The 17,525-nt window shown below is 60.7% G+C and carries 24 protein-coding genes; 14 read left to right on the top strand and 10 right to left on the bottom strand.

The genetic code is table 11. The features are described 5' to 3' along the window. Positions 1-1,685: vitamin B12 dependent-methionine synthase activation domain-containing protein (locus tag QRN54_RS28335; protein ID WP_285183555.1), on the top strand; the 1,685-nt coding region annotated here is incomplete at its 5' end. After that, the gene (locus tag QRN54_RS28340) at positions 1,678-1,995 is read left to right on the top strand and encodes an MGMT family protein (protein ID WP_044480964.1); all 318 of its coding nucleotides are present in this window, start codon (positions 1,678-1,680) and stop codon (positions 1,993-1,995) included. The genes QRN54_RS28335 and QRN54_RS28340, both read left to right, overlap by 8 nt. A 378-nt stretch (positions 1,996-2,373) precedes the next feature. Here QRN54_RS28340 and QRN54_RS28345 read toward each other — a convergent pair whose 3' ends face one another. The 3 genes from QRN54_RS28345 to QRN54_RS28355 all read right to left on the bottom strand — a co-directional run bounded on the left by QRN54_RS28345 (position 2,374) and on the right by QRN54_RS28355 (position 4,647). Then, positions 2,374-2,961 (bottom strand): uracil-DNA glycosylase family protein, encoded by a 588-nt coding sequence (locus QRN54_RS28345; protein ID WP_193595845.1) that lies wholly within the window; start codon positions 2,959-2,961, stop codon positions 2,374-2,376. 144 nt (positions 2,962-3,105) lie between these two features. After that, on the bottom strand, positions 3,106-3,765 hold the full coding sequence (locus QRN54_RS28350; RefSeq protein WP_285183557.1) for a carbonic anhydrase: 660 nt from the start codon (positions 3,763-3,765) through the stop codon (positions 3,106-3,108). A 342-nt stretch (positions 3,766-4,107) separates the two neighbouring features. Further along, the gene (locus tag QRN54_RS28355; protein ID WP_024488101.1) at positions 4,108-4,647 is read right to left on the bottom strand and encodes a DUF488 domain-containing protein; all 540 of its coding nucleotides are present in this window, start codon (positions 4,645-4,647) and stop codon (positions 4,108-4,110) included. 420 nt (positions 4,648-5,067) lie between these two features. Between QRN54_RS28355 and QRN54_RS28360 the strand changes: the two genes are divergently transcribed. The 6 genes from QRN54_RS28360 (at position 5,068) to QRN54_RS28385 (ending at position 8,062) form a co-directional block, all read left to right on the top strand. Beyond that, on the top strand, positions 5,068-6,015 hold the full coding sequence (locus QRN54_RS28360) for a recombinase family protein (protein ID WP_024488102.1): 948 nt from the start codon (positions 5,068-5,070) through the stop codon (positions 6,013-6,015). A gap of 133 nt (positions 6,016-6,148) precedes the next feature. Then, on the top strand, positions 6,149-6,469 hold the full coding sequence (locus QRN54_RS28365; protein ID WP_021334485.1) for a hypothetical protein: 321 nt from the start codon (positions 6,149-6,151) through the stop codon (positions 6,467-6,469). A 6-nt stretch (positions 6,470-6,475) separates the two neighbouring features. Next, positions 6,476-7,051, top strand: a complete 576-nt coding sequence (locus QRN54_RS28370) for a DnaB-like helicase N-terminal domain-containing protein (protein ID WP_193595846.1) — start codon at positions 6,476-6,478, stop codon at positions 7,049-7,051. Continuing rightward, the gene (locus QRN54_RS28375) at positions 7,048-7,299 is read left to right on the top strand and encodes a hypothetical protein (RefSeq protein ID WP_193595847.1); all 252 of its coding nucleotides are present in this window, start codon (positions 7,048-7,050) and stop codon (positions 7,297-7,299) included. Before QRN54_RS28370 ends, QRN54_RS28375 begins: the two co-directional genes overlap by 4 nt. Positions 7,300-7,453: 154 nt before the next feature. Beyond that, entirely contained in the window at positions 7,454-7,624 is a 171-nt protein-coding gene (locus QRN54_RS28380) for a hypothetical protein (protein ID WP_192713675.1), read from the top strand. Positions 7,625-7,714: 90 nt separating this feature from the next. Beyond that, positions 7,715-8,062: a hypothetical protein gene (locus QRN54_RS28385; protein ID WP_193595848.1), complete on the top strand. Its 348-nt coding sequence runs from the start codon at positions 7,715-7,717 to the stop codon at positions 8,060-8,062. 41 nt (positions 8,063-8,103) lie between these two features. Here QRN54_RS28385 and QRN54_RS28390 read toward each other — a convergent pair whose 3' ends face one another. Continuing rightward, on the bottom strand, positions 8,104-8,847 hold the full coding sequence (locus tag QRN54_RS28390; RefSeq protein ID WP_193595849.1) for a UPF0489 family protein: 744 nt from the start codon (positions 8,845-8,847) through the stop codon (positions 8,104-8,106). Positions 8,848-9,031: 184 nt separating this feature from the next. Next, on the bottom strand, positions 9,032-9,391 hold the full coding sequence (locus tag QRN54_RS28395; protein WP_193595850.1) for a hypothetical protein: 360 nt from the start codon (positions 9,389-9,391) through the stop codon (positions 9,032-9,034). A 280-nt stretch (positions 9,392-9,671) separates the two neighbouring features. Between QRN54_RS28395 and QRN54_RS28400 the strand changes: the two genes are divergently transcribed. From QRN54_RS28400 to QRN54_RS28410, 3 genes are read left to right on the top strand one after another with little or no spacing between them, the layout of a single operon-like run. Continuing rightward, complete coding sequence (locus tag QRN54_RS28400) at positions 9,672-9,893, top strand: hypothetical protein (protein ID WP_154606760.1); 222 nt, start codon at positions 9,672-9,674, stop codon at positions 9,891-9,893. Continuing rightward, entirely contained in the window at positions 9,890-10,798 is a 909-nt protein-coding gene (locus QRN54_RS28405) for a Fic/DOC family protein (RefSeq protein WP_193595851.1), read from the top strand. Before QRN54_RS28400 ends, QRN54_RS28405 begins: the two co-directional genes overlap by 4 nt. Continuing rightward, complete coding sequence (locus tag QRN54_RS28410) at positions 10,795-11,370, top strand: recombinase family protein (protein WP_063316307.1); 576 nt, start codon at positions 10,795-10,797, stop codon at positions 11,368-11,370. Before QRN54_RS28405 ends, QRN54_RS28410 begins: the two co-directional genes overlap by 4 nt. Before the next feature lie 31 nt (positions 11,371-11,401). Here QRN54_RS28410 and QRN54_RS28415 read toward each other — a convergent pair whose 3' ends face one another. The 5 genes from QRN54_RS28415 to QRN54_RS28435 form a co-directional block, all read right to left on the bottom strand. Next, complete coding sequence (locus QRN54_RS28415) at positions 11,402-12,058, bottom strand: hypothetical protein (RefSeq protein WP_063316306.1); 657 nt, start codon at positions 12,056-12,058, stop codon at positions 11,402-11,404. Positions 12,059-12,083: 25 nt separating this feature from the next. After that, positions 12,084-12,338 (bottom strand): hypothetical protein, encoded by a 255-nt coding sequence (locus tag QRN54_RS28420; RefSeq protein ID WP_063316305.1) that lies wholly within the window; start codon positions 12,336-12,338, stop codon positions 12,084-12,086. A 143-nt stretch (positions 12,339-12,481) separates the two neighbouring features. Beyond that, positions 12,482-13,153 (bottom strand): hypothetical protein, encoded by a 672-nt coding sequence (locus tag QRN54_RS28425; protein ID WP_193595852.1) that lies wholly within the window; start codon positions 13,151-13,153, stop codon positions 12,482-12,484. After that, positions 13,150-13,704, bottom strand: a complete 555-nt coding sequence (locus tag QRN54_RS28430) for a hypothetical protein (protein WP_156511752.1) — start codon at positions 13,702-13,704, stop codon at positions 13,150-13,152. The genes QRN54_RS28425 and QRN54_RS28430 overlap by 4 nt, the downstream gene beginning before the upstream one ends. A gap of 727 nt (positions 13,705-14,431) precedes the next feature. Continuing rightward, a complete protein-coding gene (locus QRN54_RS28435) occupies positions 14,432-15,268 on the bottom strand; it encodes a hypothetical protein (RefSeq protein WP_285183566.1) in 837 nt (278 codons plus the stop codon). 522 nt (positions 15,269-15,790) lie between these two features. Between QRN54_RS28435 and QRN54_RS28440 the strand changes: the two genes are divergently transcribed. From QRN54_RS28440 to QRN54_RS28450, 3 genes are all read left to right on the top strand, one after another. Beyond that, positions 15,791-16,693, top strand: a complete 903-nt coding sequence (locus QRN54_RS28440; protein WP_193595854.1) for an ArdC-like ssDNA-binding domain-containing protein — start codon at positions 15,791-15,793, stop codon at positions 16,691-16,693. 88 nt (positions 16,694-16,781) lie between these two features. Then, positions 16,782-17,120, top strand: a complete 339-nt coding sequence (locus QRN54_RS28445) for a hypothetical protein (protein WP_193595855.1) — start codon at positions 16,782-16,784, stop codon at positions 17,118-17,120. Further along, positions 17,114-17,431 (top strand): hypothetical protein, encoded by a 318-nt coding sequence (locus QRN54_RS28450; protein ID WP_193595856.1) that lies wholly within the window; start codon positions 17,114-17,116, stop codon positions 17,429-17,431. The genes QRN54_RS28445 and QRN54_RS28450 overlap by 7 nt, the downstream gene beginning before the upstream one ends. Positions 17,432-17,525: the final 94 nt, after the last annotated feature.

Raw genomic sequence — 17,525 nt, forward strand, 5'->3', positions numbered from 1 at the left:
CGCGCGAGTCCCGTGCGCAGGAACTCGCCGGACTTCCGTTGTTCGACCGGCTCGAGCGTCGCATCGTCGACGGCGAGCGCAACGGCCTCGACGACGATCTCACCGAAGCAATGACGGTCAAGTCCCCGATCGAAATCATCAACGAGACACTGCTTTCGGGCATGAAGACCGTCGGTGAACTGTTCGGTTCCGGACAGATGCAGTTGCCGTTCGTTCTGCAGTCCGCCGAGGTCATGAAGGCAGCAGTTGCGTTCCTCGAGCCGCACATGGAAGCGACGGACGACGACGGCAAGGGCCGCCTCGTCATTGCGACGGTCAAGGGCGACGTCCACGATATCGGCAAGAACCTTGTCGACATCATCTTGAGTAACAACGGTTACGACGTCGTGAACCTCGGCATCAAGCAGCCCATCGCGACCATTCTCGATGCTGCGATCGAGCACAAGGCCGATGTCATCGGCATGTCCGGACTGCTCGTGAAGTCGACAGTGGTCATGAAGGACAACCTCAAGGAACTGAACTCTCGCGGTGTCTCGGAACAGTTCCCGGTTTTGCTGGGTGGTGCCGCGCTGACGCGTTCGTACGTCGAGAACGATCTGCAGGAGGTGTACGAGGGCGACGTCAGCTATGCCCGCGATGCTTTCGAGGGTCTGAACTTGATGGACCAGATCATGACGACCAAGCGCGGCGGCGGCCCGGCGCCGGACAGCCCGGAGGCCATCGCTGCTCGCGAGAAGGCTGCCGAGCGTAAGGCTCGTCACGAGCGTTCCAAGCGCATCGCGGAAAAGCGTAAAGCTGCAGCGGTTCCCGTCGTCCTGCCGGAACGTTCCGATGTCGCTACCGACATTGCGGTGCCGACACCGCCGTTCTGGGGCTCGCGCATCGTCAAGGGAATCTCTCTGTCCGAGTACTCGGGGCTGCTCGACGAGCGCGCTCTCTTCCTCGGCCAGTGGGGCCTTCGCGGTCAGCGCAAGGGCGACGGTCCGACGTACGAGGAACTGGTCGAGTCGGAAGGCCGTCCGCGGCTCCGGTACTGGCTCGATCGGCTGACGTCCGAGGGCATCCTCGCGCACGCCGCGGTTGTGTACGGCTACTTCCCGGCGATCTCGGAGGGCGATGACGTCATCGTGCTCACCGAACCGAAACCGGATGCACCTGAACGGTTCCGGTTCACCTACCCGCGTCAGCATCGCGACCGTTTCCTGTGCATCGCTGACTTCGTGCGCTCGCGTAAGGAAGCAGAAGCGACCGGCCAGGTGGACGTTCTTCCGTTCCAGTTGGTGACGATGGGTCAGCCGATCGCGGACTTCGCCAACGAGTTGTTCGCGTCGAACTCGTACCGTGATTACCTCGAGGTTCACGGAATCGGCGTCCAGCTCACGGAATCTCTGGCCGAGTACTGGCATCGACGCGTTCGTGAAGAGCTTGTGCTTCCAGAGGGGCATACCGTCGCGGAGCAGGACCCGACCGAGGTTGCCGGCTACTTCGATCTCGAGTACCGCGGCGCTCGTTACTCGTTCGGATACGGCGCGTGCCCGGACCTCGAGGATCGTGCCAAGTTGGTGGCGTTGCTCGAACCCGAGCGAATCGGCGTCGAATTGTCCGAAGAACTGCAGCTGCATCCCGAGCAGTCCACGGACGCTTTTGTCCTGCACCACCCGGAAGCAAAGTATTTCAATGTCTGAGTTGTTGACCGAAGTATCCGAAGAAGGACCCTCTCCGTTCGCTCGCCGCGTCCTCGACATCATCGACGGTATCCCGGCAGGCCGAGTGATGACATACGGACTGATCGCTACCCTCGTCAACGGACATCCTCGCCAAGTCGGGCAGGTCATGACCCGTTGGGCAGACGAAACCCAATGGCATCGCGTGGTCTACGCCAACGGCACTCCCGCTACCTGTCACGGCAATAGTGCTCTCGCCCTACTGCGCGACGAAGGAACGCCCATGCGTGGCGGACGGGTCGAGCTCATACACGCGTTGTGGAATGGATGATCCACCGGACGTGATGGCGAGAACCGTCCTGCAATCGCCTTTGACGAAATGCCATGTCCACCATGTGAATAAGTCTTCTTCACCCTGGTATCTGCCTCCCCGGGACCATGTCTTAAATCTGGTATGTCGGATGAGACACGGCCCCTCGCTGCGCGGCCTCGGCATGCTTCCAGTGAAATGGCAGTTGGCGACACATCCGGGGGCAGTGTGTAAGGCGCGAGAGCGTGTAGCGCCGGCGCGGCGTGTGAACGGGGTGAGCTCAGCGTCCGAGAGGTCCGTCCGGTATCAGTTCGGTGATGTAGACGGTCAATTGATCACTGACGAACACAGGTGTGTTCGCGCTTCGCGCTGAACTTCTACGTGAAGAAAAGAGATCTTTCACAGGGCGAGCGAACGAACTGCGGTCTGGACGATCGGCAACACGTCCTTCTCGAACCACAGGTTCTTGGCAAGCCACGGCTGGTTGCGCGGAGAAGGATGTGGGAGGGGAAGGTACCCCAACGGCACGTAATCCTTCGCTGCTTTCACGGTCTCGGTCAGCGTCGGCTTGCGCCGACCACGTAGATAATGTGCCTGCGCATACTGACCGACCAACACCGTGAGTCGGACGTCGAGCAAACGATCGTTCAGTGCCCCATGCCAATGAGATGCGCATTCGGATCTCGGTGGTTTATCGCCCGACCTGGCTTTGCCTGGATAGCAAAAGCCCATCGACATGACGGCTACCGTGTCCGGGTCGTAGAACTCTGTGGGCGTCAGACCGAGCCACGTGCGCAGACGGTCACCTGAAGGATCGTCCCAGGGAACACCCGTCGTATGGACTTTGCGGCCGGGCGCCTGGCCGATCACACGCAGCCGAGCCGATGGGCCTGCTTGCAGTACGGGACGCGGTCCGCACGGCAGGTGGTCCGCGCAGAGCGTGCACCGTCGGATGTCCCTGAGCAACTCAGCCAATGGTTCCGGCATATTCCCCCATCTCCGGGGTCGAGGCAAGCATAGAAGTGACCTCGTTATCGGATGCGTTCGAGGTCGTCGACGTACCGGGAAATCACCGTAATTCGGGTGGAAGGCTCGAAGCCGCGTCGGTAGGCCGGCTGACAGGTTCCTCAGTCAGCGGGCAGCGGGGCGTCGAGCCCCCCCAGTATTTGGCACGGTTTCTCCTATGTCTCCAACCGTGCCTCGAAGACGCATATGCCCGTCGGACAATGTGTAGGTGACGCCGACGATCGCGCAGGCGCCTTTGTCCACTTTTTCCGCGATGATCCGCGACCTCTGCATAATCAACGACCCTGTTTCCACCACATGACGGCCTTCGAGTTCGTCGACCGTCGACAATCCCTCGCGACGGCCCATCAGGATCGAGGGGGTGACGCGCTCGATCACACTACGAATGAAACCGTCGGGCACCGCGTTCTTGTCCAAGGCATCGAGAGTGGCTTTCACTGCGCCGCAACTGTCGTGGCCGAGGACGACGATGAGTGGCACATCGAGCACGTCTATGGCGTATTCGATCGAACCGAGCACCGAATCGTCGAGCACATGACCTGCCGTGCGCACGACGAACATGTCGCCGAGACCCTGATCGAAGATGATCTCGGCGGCTACGCGCGAATCACCGCAACCGAACAGCACCGCGGTGGGATGCTGTTCGTTGACCAGCTTCGCGCGGTCGACGATTCCCTGGCTCGGGTGAATGGACGCGTCGTTGATAAATCGCTCGTTACCCTCACGAAGAGACTTCCAAGCGGAAATGGGGCTTGAACGTGGCATTCATTCATTGTGCACACGACGTCTTCCGCATTGCTGACAGGGTTGCACTAATCCACAAGTGGTGAGGTACGACCAGAAGGTAAGCACGAACGCGTCCGTTCGATACACGTATCTGTACTCCGCGATCGACTGCAGTACCTCTTCGACCTCACGGCGAGAGTCGACAACGAACCTCCTGTACCAACGGTCGCTGTGATAGCGAATGACCGCGTGTTCGTGATCGCGCAGGGACTTGGCCGGATCGAGCGCGCGATCACTAACAATGGATCATGCCGTCGGGTAGTTGGGTTTCCGTGTCTGCGGAAACTCTTCGGCTCACTTCACCCACTGAGCCCAGTGCGCTCAAGGCGACGTCTCCGACGAGGCCGGGTAACTCACACGCGACCCGTCAACGCGCGCGAACGAGGTGAGCGTATGCGGAGGTGCCGACTTCTTGGTCATGATGTCGAGCACGACGACACCGCGCACCACGAGCGCATCGCCGATCATCGAACGATGGCATCGCCACGGCACAGCTTCCGCGCACATGATCGCTGCATCGCTGTTGTGTCCTCGCTCCACGAGCAGGTCGATCGCATCGGCAAACTCTTCTGTCTGCATGTAGTCCGCGTACCCCTGGAACGACGCGTTCCGCCAGGCACCGTTGATGCTGTCCTTGCGTACATGACGCAAACCGCCCAATGCCGTCATACGGCGGTACGTGATCTTGCGCGCACGCACGCTCGCCGCCAAAGCAGCCTCACCGAACTGCGGATTGTGCCGGGACTTGGCGATGGTACGCACGTCGATCAATTTCCTGATCCCGTACGTCTCCAAGAGATCAATGAACTCGTCGATCGGGTGCGTTGAGTGTCCGACAGTGTAAATCGTGATATCTGACATGACGCCACGCTACGTCGCCTTCACCCCGCAGACGTCGTACCGAACCGAAGACCATGCGGTCGGCGGAGGGCAACGCCTGCCCGGCGGCCGGCCACCTTCGGTGTCCCCCGAAATGAACTCCGCTTCCGTCTGGAAAGCCTTCTCTTTGTTTTCCTTAACCTCTTTGGCGGGCGGTTTCGCGTTGTTGCTCGTAGGTTTCGGAGCTGCCTGGGGACGCTGCGGTATGGCTTATTTGTTTTCGCTGTGTGTATGGCCGGAAAGGAATGGCCGCCGCCGGTGTTCTCGACGACTCGATTGCTTATTGCACAGAACACCGCCACTTAGCAAATAGGGGCCACAACGTACACCCAGCCCATGCTTGTCTGGAACTCGTGTCGTAAAACTATGTCGAATAACCCTGCTTCTGAGTATTGTCGACAGATGTTGTTCGGTTACGCACGAGTCTCGAGTGCAGATCAGAATCCAGCTCACCAAGTCGACGCGTTGGCGCAGGCGGGCGTCGAGGTCGAGAACATTCATCTCGATCATGCCGGCGGTGCGAAAGCCTCACGCCCGCAACTCGATGTCGTTCTGGCGCGGTTGCGGGGTGGGGACACGTTGGTGATCACTCGCCTCGACAGATTGGGGCGCTCGGTACTGCATCTGATCACCCTCGGTGCGCAGCTGCGCGAGCGCGGGATCGAGTTGAAGGTCCTCGAGCAGGGAATCGACACATCGACCGCGGAAGGCCGGGCGATGTTCGGGATGCTGTCGGTACTCGCGGAACTTCAGCGTGAGCTGATTGTGGCGAACACTCGGGACGGCTTGGCCGCTGCGCGGGCGCGCGGCAGAAAGGGCGGCCGCCCATCGAAGCTTACCGACGATCAAATCGCGCTCGCTCAGCGACTGTACGACGCGGGGGAGAATACGGTCGCGCAGATTGCGGCGATGTTGAACGTGCCCCGCACGACTGTGTACGGCCATCTCAACAAGAACAAGTCAGCTTCGACCTCCACAGCGCATCCTCCCGGGGACGTTCCTGTGAATTCTGTTGTGCACGTGCGAGTGCCACGCACCTGCCCGACGTGTGGTTACGAGCCGAGTACGCGAGCGGAAGCCGCTCATCAACGGGGCGACCTGGCCGTTGCATGGCTCCATCCGGATGTCGACGATCCGAATGCGGTCGTCATCCGTTCGCACTGTCGCCATTGCGAACCCGAGCCACCCGCTTTCGACGTCGCGTGCGCCGTATGCGGTGACGGTCCAATTCTTGCCGACACCTTCGCGCAGGCCGCGGCAGTCGAAGGTCTCCCGGTTCCTGTTCAACAGTGGCTGACTGCCAGTGGGTGGAATTTGATGCCCACCCTCCTGTGCCCGGACCACCGATGAGAGGCGACGATATGGATTTATCAGTGAAAACCCAAGCGGACCTGCGTAAACGAATAGTGCACGGTTGGAATACCGACACTCCACCAGTCACGGCCGCCTGACCACGCACTTTCACCAGCGAAGCGAGGACGCCATGACCGCAGCAGCATTCACCTTCACTCCCGACGCAGACTTCGTCGACCGCGCACTCGACGCCGAGCTCCGCCGCGACAGCGAATCCGTCGACCGCAAACTCCGCACCATGCTCGCCGCCCTCGACGACTCCCTCGCCGGAATCAGTGATGCACGCGAAGAACTGCACACCCTCTACACCGCCCCCGGCACGGACACCGCCGGAGATGTTTCCGCCCATGACCAGGACATCGCAACTCATCTCGCCGAGGCTGCCCGCAACCTCCGCGCGGCCGCCGAGATCCTGCGCAGCCACCGGCAACTCACCTCACCGCGACCCTGACCTCCCATGCCCACCGGCGACAGCAAGGACCCCGACGTGACACTCTCACTGGCCACCGCCGCTGACTTCGACGACCTCACCGACAACGAAGCCGAGATCGACGAGTACAGCACCGCCCTCGACGTCGAAGCTCAACTCCTGTGCTCGCTGCTCTGGGCACCCGCCGAAAGCGCGAAACGTGCCGTCGCAGCCTTGACCAGCGCAGACTTCTACCGGCCTGTGAACGCGGCACTGTTCACCGCCATCGAGGAGCTAGTCGAGGCCGGCAAACCTCACAACAGTGCCCACGTTTTCACCACCTTGCAGCAGGAAGGCCGCACCAGCGGACACCTCGGGAAACAGCTCACCAAAGCACTCACCGACATCACCACCATCGGCGTCCCCTTTGCTGAACTCGAGCACAACATCGCCGCCGTCCTCACCCAGGCCTACCGCCGCGGATTCCGAGAAGCAGCACGATCCCTCGCCCAAGCCGCCGACGAGCTCCCCGAAGACCAACTGTTCGAGCACCTGCTCAGCATCGGCCGCGAACGCCGCGCCGCCTCCCAGCGCCTCGCCGCTATCCGCGAAGGCCGAGCATGACCAACAAACCGAGAGTGGTGAAACACAGCATCTTCGGAGTCCTCGCGCTCGCCGTCGCAGCCCTGGACTTCACCATCGGCACCAAACACATGATCACCGCCGGAATCATCGCCCTCACCGCCTCCGTCTACAGCTTCACCAAAGCCGCCAGCCTCCGAAAAGCTCCAAACGACAGAGAGAATCGACCACGACGACCGAAAAAGACACCAGCAAACCCGGCTGGAAAGCGCACACCGTCGTCGCGCTGATCAGCCTCGCCGTAGGCATCATCTTCCTCAGCGTAGGAACAACCATTTCCCTCATCGCCGGAACAAGCCTCCTCGGACTCGCGATCTACCACTACGTCCTAGCCCTCCGCGTCCGCCGAGAACTCAACACACCCACCGAAGAGAAAGAGCGGCCATGAGCGACGACGAACACGACGCCTGGCAGCTACACCACCATCACGGAGCCAGCTGGGAAGACATCGGCACCGAAATGGGATGCAGCCCCACCACCGCGCAAACCCTCGCAGCCGCCTACGAGAAACGCACCGACACAGCAGCCCACGACGCGCAAAACGCCCTGTTCTGACCCGTCGACGCCGCAATCCCTGTCGGACCCGCACGGCGCACTCACCGCCAACAGCACGCACGAATCACCCACGAGAAGGAGGACAACCGCATGGCTATCGCCGCGATCATCGCCGTAGCAGCACTCTTGATCTGGGGATTCGGATCGATCATCGCCCGCCTCGCAGGCGCAATCGCAATCTTCGAAGGACTGCTCCGCATCGGCTTCACCGGCAGCACGCCCGCCGCCTACGCAATCCTCGCCGCCGGCCTCGCAATCTGGATGACCGGACACTGGATCTGGGCGTTCAAACACAAAGCCTGGCGAACCCGACTCGCACTGACCGCCTACAGCCTCCCCGGACTCCACCACCTCGCACCCATCCCCACCAACCACACCCCCAAACAGGCGCAGCGCACCGCTGTATGGCCGAACAATCACACGGAGATGAACCGATGAACGAACAGGCCCGAACACCTCAGAGTTGTTGAGGGCGTGATCTATTCGATAAATGTTTCGCGTATTGCGTCATACAACGAATCAGCAGTTGAGGGCGCATACGGTGGTGACCTGGTCAGGCATATGAAGTCGTAAGGTCCGTCTGACTGAAAGTCCTGCCAGTGGCTGGAAGCGTACGGGACCGGCGGTTCGAGACGAGAAAATGAAAGGCGCTTATCTGGGTTATTTATCGCTTCGCGAATATTCTGTTCAGTCGCAGCTGCGAGTTGAACATGGTCGGAGTTCGTATCGAAGTCCTTCATCGCGAAGAAGAGCTCGTCCGACCCGCCGCCCTCGCCATGTACGTAGGTCAGATCGTGGATCCACCTACATGCGGTTGCGAAAAGAAGGAAGTTTCCGTCATTCAACGCAGCTGACCCCACTTTCGGGTACCAGCGCTCCTCAGGAGGCTCGAAGAGCAGTGAGGTCATCAGGTACATGTATCCAGAGTCTCCCAACCCAAGATCCGCGTGTGCATCCACGTGCGTGACGTGGAAGGGGGGCTTGAGCAGGCCTTTCTCAACTCCATCGCGCCATAGAGGGAAAAGTTCGCCGTGATTCTCGGTCACAAAGCCAGGCAGTTTCTGGGTTAGCCCGCACCGATTCCGGAGAAAATCGAGTGCCTGATCAATCGGCCACACCGAGTAATCTTCTGCTGGTGGCCGTTCATTATCTTCCGGCCAGTAAACCACTGGTGTCACGAAGAAATCGAGATCAATATCGAGAATCCGTTGAACGCCGACCATCGAAGCCTCCCAAAGTTGCTTAGTACTGTACGGCGGATCTTCACCTAGCAATCGGGCTAGATTCCGATTGGTGTACCGGCTGATCGAGGTATTTGCGGATTTAACCCGAACGGGTTTCAACCTCGTCCCGGACCGGTGCCAATCGAATTTTGTCGCAAGGGTTCAATTCCAACAAGCGCACAGCCTAGAAAATGTTCTGGTAACCACAACTTGGGCAGGTGATGTAGGCATCTGCGTTGTCGCCGTCTTCCCAGGCCGCGGTGAAATAGCCACTTTTCAGGGGTGTGTCGCATCCCGTGCAGCGACGCTCGGTTTGTGGACCTTGCTCTGAGAGTAAACGCTCGACGAGCCTGTCGCCCTCAAGGGCAAACTCCACATCACAGGAGACGCAGCCCCATCCTTGCAACGCGGTGCGGCAGTAAGGGCAGTTGTCGATAGATGAGTAGTCGAAGTCCTCGCCTTCGCTGCTGCTGTCGCTCGGCGCATCACTATCCGAACCACCCGACGTGTTCACGAAGGACCTGAACTTGTTCACGAAAGACATAGCGCGATGCTACGCAGACTCCGACCGCAAACGATCGTATTCGGCCCACGAATCGACCTGAATCGGCGTGATCGAGCGACCACGCGAAACCGTCGACCGAAACTCATGACCGAAACTGGTTCGACCGAAATTAGCGAGTAGACCGTTTTCGGTCGGTTCGATAGCATCACTCTCAACGCAGAACGACGAACACGCCGCCGGCGACCACCGACAGAGGGTCGGCAGCATCGAAACCGCAGAAACGCGTACAGCCGCAAAACGAGAACCGGGGGAGCAGACCATGACGAATCCAGACGAGATTCCGCGTAAACCCACCCGCATCCTGACCGCGGGCGAGATCGAACGGGAAATAGCAGGCATCCGCGCCGGCCTCGAAATGGGTGGCGTCCCCTTCACCGCCGAAGCCGAAACAGCTGCTCGATCGGTACTCGCCGGGGACCTGACGGGAGACGAGGCGATCGAGCTCGCGCATGCAGCGATCCGCCGGCGGCACGGACTGTGACCGATTCCTACCATTACCCGGGTACACAGGTACTCCGAAACAAGTTCGGCTACAAAGACCCTCAGATCCTCGCCGAGGTCGAAGGCGCGATCGCCGCTGCCCGAATGGCAGAACTGGCAGCGAACCCGATCGACGGACACTTCGACTTCGCGCACCTGCAAGCAATCCACCGACACCTACTCGGTGACCTCTACGACTGGGCCGGTGAAATCCGCACCATCGACACCGCGCCAGGCGATCTAGGCATCCTCCACGACCCACCCGCCGCCATCCCAGGCGAACTCGACCGAGTGTTCACCGACATCAACAGCGGCGTCTACGTCAACCACCACAGCCACGAAGCGTTCGTCCAGGATCTCGCCGGACACTGGGGAGATCTCACCAGCGTCCATCCGTTCGTCGACGGAAACTCCCGCACCCAAAGGGTTTTCTTCGACCAACTCGCACGCGATGTCGGATGGGCAATCGAGTGGCGCGAACTCAGCGTCGACGCCGTCCAAGCAGCCCGAAACTTCGCATACATCGATGGCGGAACCATTCTCGCCGACGTCCTACGGCCCGCGATCAAACCCGTCACCGAAGTACCCGCGGACTCCATCGCCACCGCACCCCGCGAGAACGTCATGACCTTCCCCGATCACTGGCAGGCCATGATCGAGCATTACGACACCATGCCCGAACAGACCTACACGTGGGCAAGCCAGATCAAAACAGAAGCACCACAACATGAACCACGGTCGACCGAGATTCGGCCAACTCCCGCACCAGTCGCTCCGGAGCGAGAACTAGCCGACCTCGACACCACCAAGTTCCACACCCACTGGAGCCCAGAAGTCGACCACCATCTCATGAACAGCCGCACCATCCCACAACACAGCAGCAGACCAGAAGGGCCGAGACTGTGAGCATCATCGGATACGCCCGCGTCTCCACCCTCGAACAAAACCCCGAGCTGCAAGAACATGCACTCCGCCAAGCTGGCGCTATCCGCATCTTCACCGACTACGAATCCGGTTCCACGGCACAGCGCCCTCAACTCACCGAATGCCTGAACTACCTACGCGACCACGACGGTGATGTCCTCGTCGTCTGGAAACTCGATCGCCTCGGACGATCCGTCCGCCACGTCATCGACACCGTCCACAACCTCGGCGAACGTGGCATCGCATTCCGTTCCCTCACAGAGGGATTCGACACCACCACCGCAGGCGGCGAATTCCTATTCCACATCATGGCCGCCCTCGCCCAAATGGAACGCCGCATGATCGTCGAACGCACCCACGCCGGCCTCGAAGCCGCCCGCCGCCAAGGCCGACACGGCGGCCGGCCCACCGTTATGACGCCCGAACGCACCGAACTCGCCCGCACGATGCGTGAACAGGGCAAAAGCCTCGACACGATAGCTTCGACACTCCGTGTCGGTAGATCATCCGTCAGTCGCGCCCTCGCACCCGAGAGGGCCGGCGAGACGCAGTAATCCTCACACGAACCAAACACAAGCCGAACCGTCAAAACCGACGCGGTACCGCCCCTGTTTCCGCGACCTTGCGCTCCATTCGAGCTAACCGATCAGCAGGTTTCCGATGAACCGCAGTCCCTTCGGCCGTGGGATCGACGACAGAAGCCCTCAAGAACGACAGAATCGGCTCAGAACCCCCGTGGGCCAACGCATAATCGTCAGCCATGTCCTCTTCCTTCCGTAGAGCCGACGCGTTCCACGACAACCACACATAACCCAACAGCCCAGTCACGGAGAGAAGCGCGACAGCCCACCCGGAATGGGAGAGCAGGAACCACATACCGGCCACGGCCGCGACGATCCACAACCCCTGAGAGATCCGTTTCCGCAGCATAGGGCCTGGGTCGGCCCGGTGGCCCAACTCATGCAACACGATTGCGTCCGCAATCTGAGTGTTGATGATCCCGGTCGCCACCTCTCGCGGATGAAACACCAACTCGTCTGTCTCGTAGTAATACATCGCAGGAGTAGACGCACCCGACCCGGCCACATTCGCCGTCCGCAGCGCACTGAACGAAACCCGCGGCGAACCCTGCTGTCCCGCCACCCCAGCCAGATACGCCACACGGTCAATCAACCAGGCCCGCGCATCCTCCGTGGTGGAAAACGAAACCACAAAATCGTCACTCGGCATGGCCTCAGTCATTCACCCAACATAGACGGGCTGCGCGCTACCACCACACCACCAACACACCCACCGCAAAGGCCGCGGCAGCGATAACAGCCGTGCCGCCCACACCCATCGACGCGCGTAATTTGAATCGCCCCTGCACCTTCGCGTGACCCCACAGAGCCACTGCGAGAGCGATCACCAACAACCACAAGGCATGATCCCGAATCACATCCCACAGAGGTTCCAGTGAGAACAACTCCACGCCATCACGATCCGAAGCAGACATGTACGTCTGAGCAAATATGGTCGTCATGCGTGCGACAGTAAGCCAGAAAAGTCAAGAAGCAGTGCACTTTTCACGCGACAATGAGGTTGCGCACCCCCTACGGGGGTGCGCACATTCTAACAAGAACCGACCCGCTCGGGCGTGTCGCACACTCCCAACACCAGCACAAATCAGATAGTTGCTTCCGAACGCTCAACCGCAATCCTTGGTGTGCGTACCAAAAACGGCTTCAACCGCTTACCCGTCAGCATCCTGCACAGGTTCTCAGGCGCTCCAACGAACCCGAACTTCCGAATGTAACTACGCCGCAGAGAATCCGAAGCGGCCAACGCCACCAAAGTCACACCGAACTCATCAGCAAGACCACCCACCACACCCGCAACCTCGCCCGCAGAGTTGGCAGTCGCCTCCGTCATCGGCCACCGCGAAAAACTCCGAACCTCGAACACCCCGGGCACCTCATCTCTCGGCACCACCCGCAGCGACGCGGAACTATCCGAGCTTTCCAGGCAAAACCCCGGCGAAAACACCGAGGCCAACGGCCAAATCACCAGCAACACCGCCGCGAAAGACAGCGCCGCCACCCCGCCGAGCTGCACCGCAGCTTGCAACGTCAAGCCCAGGGCAACGAGACCCGGAACCCACCCCGCGAGTACCAGTAAAAACAGCAGCGATCGGACGCGCTTCTGCCGCTCGAACGGACTCCGCCCAAAACCCCACATCGCAGCCACGAACTCGCGCCAGCACATCACCAGACGCCGGGCGCGGCCGACACTCCGACCAGCAATGACTGAGGCAAACGCCGCACTGTCAGCACCATCGGCGTACCGCGCCGCCGTCACGATTCGATCCATCCAGAACCGGCGATAATTCCCAGCACGACCGCGCAACCGACATAGACGACGAAAACGGCTGTTCCAATCCCATTGAGCAGCGACAAAGGCAGCGGCCCCGAAGCCGCCAGCTGCGCCGCACTCGCCGTGGCACTCGCAAACGCCGCATCGGCAAAAGCCCACGCACTCAGGCATGCAACACCGACCACCGCAAACGGCCAAGGCGACCGCTCCGACGCCGCCACAATCGCACCGACCACAACGACACCGACCGACACCGCTGACGCCATCATCAAAACCGGCCACCAATCACCAGAACCCACCGACGGCGCTGACGACAAAGCACTGACAGACTCAATCATTTGAACTCCCGGTTGTAGACAGACTAAAGCCCTGCACAAGGAAAATTTGAATTCACTCAAGGCCCGATGAAAGTCATTATGCACAGCTTTGCGGCCGGCCGCGACCCCACTTTGCAGTGGATTGAATCGCCAGTTCAACGCATGAAACTGGTTCAGAAACACCGATTCACATACCGCGACGCCACCGCGCTCGCTCAAGCGTGTCTGGTTTTTATAACAACGAATCCGGCAAAAATATGTCTAAAAAATAACTGTGATCTGTGTCTAAAAAATAACTGAAGATAGATCTCGTAACTATCTCTGTCACGCACTGATTACCGCACGCAGAAAGACAGCGGCGAACACATCAAAGCCGCGCAGTAGCTCCCGAAGACCTCACCGCGCGGCCGTGCCAGCGACACGCGACCACGACCGGGGACGCATCAGACAAGTTCCATCCGCGATCAGGCCGGACACCAGGAGTAATGCGGCCCGGCCGTCAGCGCTACTGAAACTTTTCGGCGTGATCGCTCAGCAACCGAGCAAGAGCCCGAACCGTTTTCGGGTCACTCATATCGCCGCCACGCGCACAACCAATCTGGGAGCCCGATGCCGCCTCCGCAGCCCGCAGCTCCCGATACGCCTCAACAAGCTCAGCACTCGGATTCGCCATCAGCTCCGCACGACGCTTCTGCTCAGCCTCGCGAGCAACGCGCATCTCGCCCGAAAACTGCTCCTCACGCCAGATTCCGAACCGGCGACGCTTCCACGGAGAACGAACATCCGCACCGGCCGTCCACGCCGCGAACTGTTCCTTGTCTCGCTCCCACCTCCGCGGCCGAAAATCCGGACTCCAACTATCCGACAACTGCTTCCCCCATTTCAGGTCGCCCAGCGGATAACCCTAAGACCAGCAGGAAGCGGCCACAACCAGCGGTACGGCCGATCACTCGGAATCACGCAGAGCATTCTCACAAGCAACAAACGCTTTGGCCATATTCAACATCACCACCGCCTCCGCACGAGTAAACGTTGGCTCCCCCAAACCTCCGTGACCTGCGGTTGGCTCTGTATTTCGACGTGAAAAGATCGCGTGCATGTAGTCCACCACCGGATCCGGCAAATTCGACGCAGCCTTGTACTCAGTCTTGAATTGCCCCATGGACTTATTCGCGACTGCACTTGTGCCGACGGTTTCCTTCGCGAGTGTTTCCAACGCACTCGCTACCGCTACCAGCACACCCGTGTAATCGCCGGCGTCAAGGTTGGAACTCGCCCGAGCAAAAAGCGCTCGAATGTTCTGATGAGCTGACTCCTCAACCGTCTGATCGAGATCGGTGGCCTCAAGAATCTCGACCCCAATCTTTCCCCGCTCTGGCCGACGAATTCGGGCACCGAAGTTGAACGCTTCGAACACCTCATTGATCGACTCCAAGCTCAAATAACGATGAGCCACCATCTCTGCCGAGAACTCAGCAATTTCCGCCGAACTCATTGCTCTAATTGACGCACTAATCTCACCGTCATGCCAGGCCACCACGGCCGGCTCGTACATGCCATAACCATCATCCTCAAGAACGTAACCCGGTCTCTGTGTAATATCGCTCGCTGAGTTTATAACGGTGTTGTAGAACATCACTCGATGGATCTCGTCCGACGAGCCCGCCCTCTCATCTGCATTCTTTTTAACTATTCGGGCTATGAAAGATTTCATTTCCGCAGGCGCAATCTCCTCATTGAGGGCGTTAATTTCTTTTGAGTCGAGATAAATACCCAGTTCCATACGGTGATTATGCACCATGAATTCCAACAGGATTGGCTAAGACCACCACCCGGCGTCTGAAGTCGAGATTGCCTACCAAAGCACAGAGCTACCGCGACACCAAGCGGGGCCGGCCTCCGTCGCTCCCGCACAATCACCCCGCCAGCCACCCGAGCGGGAGGTGCGAACGCCCGGCCCGTTGCCGGCGGTGTGTTGGCGCCTGCCCGGCGGCCGGCCACCTACCGGTGTCCCCCGAGATGAGCTCCGCTGCGCTCCGCACCAGCGAAAAGCGTGGATTTGTTTGTCCTTCTGGCCTTCCGATTCTCGTCGGCGGTGACCTGCGCGCAACCCCTGGCGGCGCAAGCGCCGGCCGTTGGCTCCGAGAAATTTTCGTCACTCGCAAGCTCCCGCCGAAATTTTCCCGGCCCAGGGGTGGCACTCCGGCCCCCTCATGCCGACGCGATTCTCCTTTGCCAGAAGGGCAAAAAAATTGGCGGCCACCGAGCAGGGGGACGCCACCGGATCAGCGGAGGCCGAAAAGTTATGGGCGCACAGGCGAAGACCACGGCAGACAAGAGCGCGGCACGACGCGAGCAGGCCGCCGCACTGCACGAGAGCATCACCGCGAAGGTCGCCCAGCTCACCGACACCGACGCATGGGCCGCCTACCTGACCGCAGCAGCAGCGTTCCACTCCTACAGCTTCAACAACGTCATGTTGATTTTCTCGCAGGCCCCGGACGCCAGCCAGGTCGCCGGATTCCGCAAGTGGCAGGAACTCGGACGGCAGGTCCGCAAGGGCGAAAAGTCGATCAAGATTTTCGGCTACTCGACCAAGAAGATCACCGAAACCGACACCGAGACCGGCGAGGAAACCACCCGCCGCGCGCCGCGGTTCCCGATTCTGTCGGTGTTCGACATCGCCCAGACCGACCCGATCGAAGGACACCCCGCAGCAGCCGCCGAAACCATCACCACCCGACTTGAAGGCGAAGACCCCGCCGCGATCTATACCCGCGTCGCGCAGGTGATGACCGAGCAGGGATGGACCGTCACCCGCGAGCCCATCGCCGGAGAATCGAACGGCCGCACCAGCCTCGACGGATCGCGCCGCATCATCGTCGACGACACGATCAGCGACGCCCAGGCCGCGAAAACGATGATTCACGAAGCCGCCCATGCGCTCATGCACGCCAGCGGAGATATCGACCCCGCCGAGCTGCACCGAGGCCGCGCCGAGGTGGAAGCCGAATCCGTCGCCTACGTCCTGGCTGGACTGCTCGGACTCGACACCAGCGAATACAGCATCGGTTACATCGCCGGATGGGGAGATGGAGACCTCGAGGTCATCACCGACACCGCCCGCGCAGTCCTGGCCACGGTCCACACCCTCGCCGAGGCACTCGAACCCGACGCCGACGAAGCCGAGGACACCGCAGCCGCATAGACGGCAGCACCCCGCAAACACAGGTGCGATACCGGGTGGAGGCAGCCCGCCCGGTGTCGCGCTTGGAAGTCTACGAAAGGGCTACGACATGAGCATCACGACCGACGAGCTGCGGGCCGACACGATGTACAGCAACGCCATCGACGCCGCGTATCCCGCGATCACACCGTCAGGAATGGCGGCCGCCGAGATCCTCGAGATGCTGGCCGCAAAGATCACCGCCGCCACGAGCGCGGCAGGGATGCAAGCGGAAATCGGGTGGCTCACCCTCGCGCACGAAGTGAGCGCCCGGGAAGCTGTCGCCCTGCTCGCCGTCGCGACCCGCCGCGCCTACGACGCCGGACAGATCGCACCCTCTCGGGTGAATCGGGTTTACGGCCGAGTCGAGCGCGCCGCCGCACCGCACGGAATCCGATTCCGATGGTGAGCGCGCCGAGGGCAGAGACGATGGTGGATCGGCAGATGTTCACCGGATGCGTTCTCGCGGGATGCTCGAACATCGTGGCCGAGGACGGAGAAATCTGTTCGCAGTGCCGCCGCATCTTCGGCGACATGATCAGGCCCGTATCCGAGCGAGAGCGCGCCGAGACCACCGAACCCGCGCGCCCCGCCGCGACCGCAGCGCAGCAGTTGACCCGACGCAATCAACGGTGCTGGCTGTGCGAGCAACGCCGCACCTGTACCCGCGTTGGTGGGCAGTGGGAGTGCCGCGACTGCACGTTGCCGGCGGAACGCTGACGCCTGCCCGGCGGCCGGCCACCTTCGGTGTCCCTCGAAATGAACTCCGCTGCGCTCCGTTCTGTGAAAAGCATTGATTTGTTTTCACTTCTGG

The organism is Rhodococcus sp. MEB032, assembly GCF_030208925.1.
GTDB lineage: Bacteria > Actinomycetota > Actinomycetes > Mycobacteriales > Mycobacteriaceae > Rhodococcus_F > Rhodococcus_F qingshengii.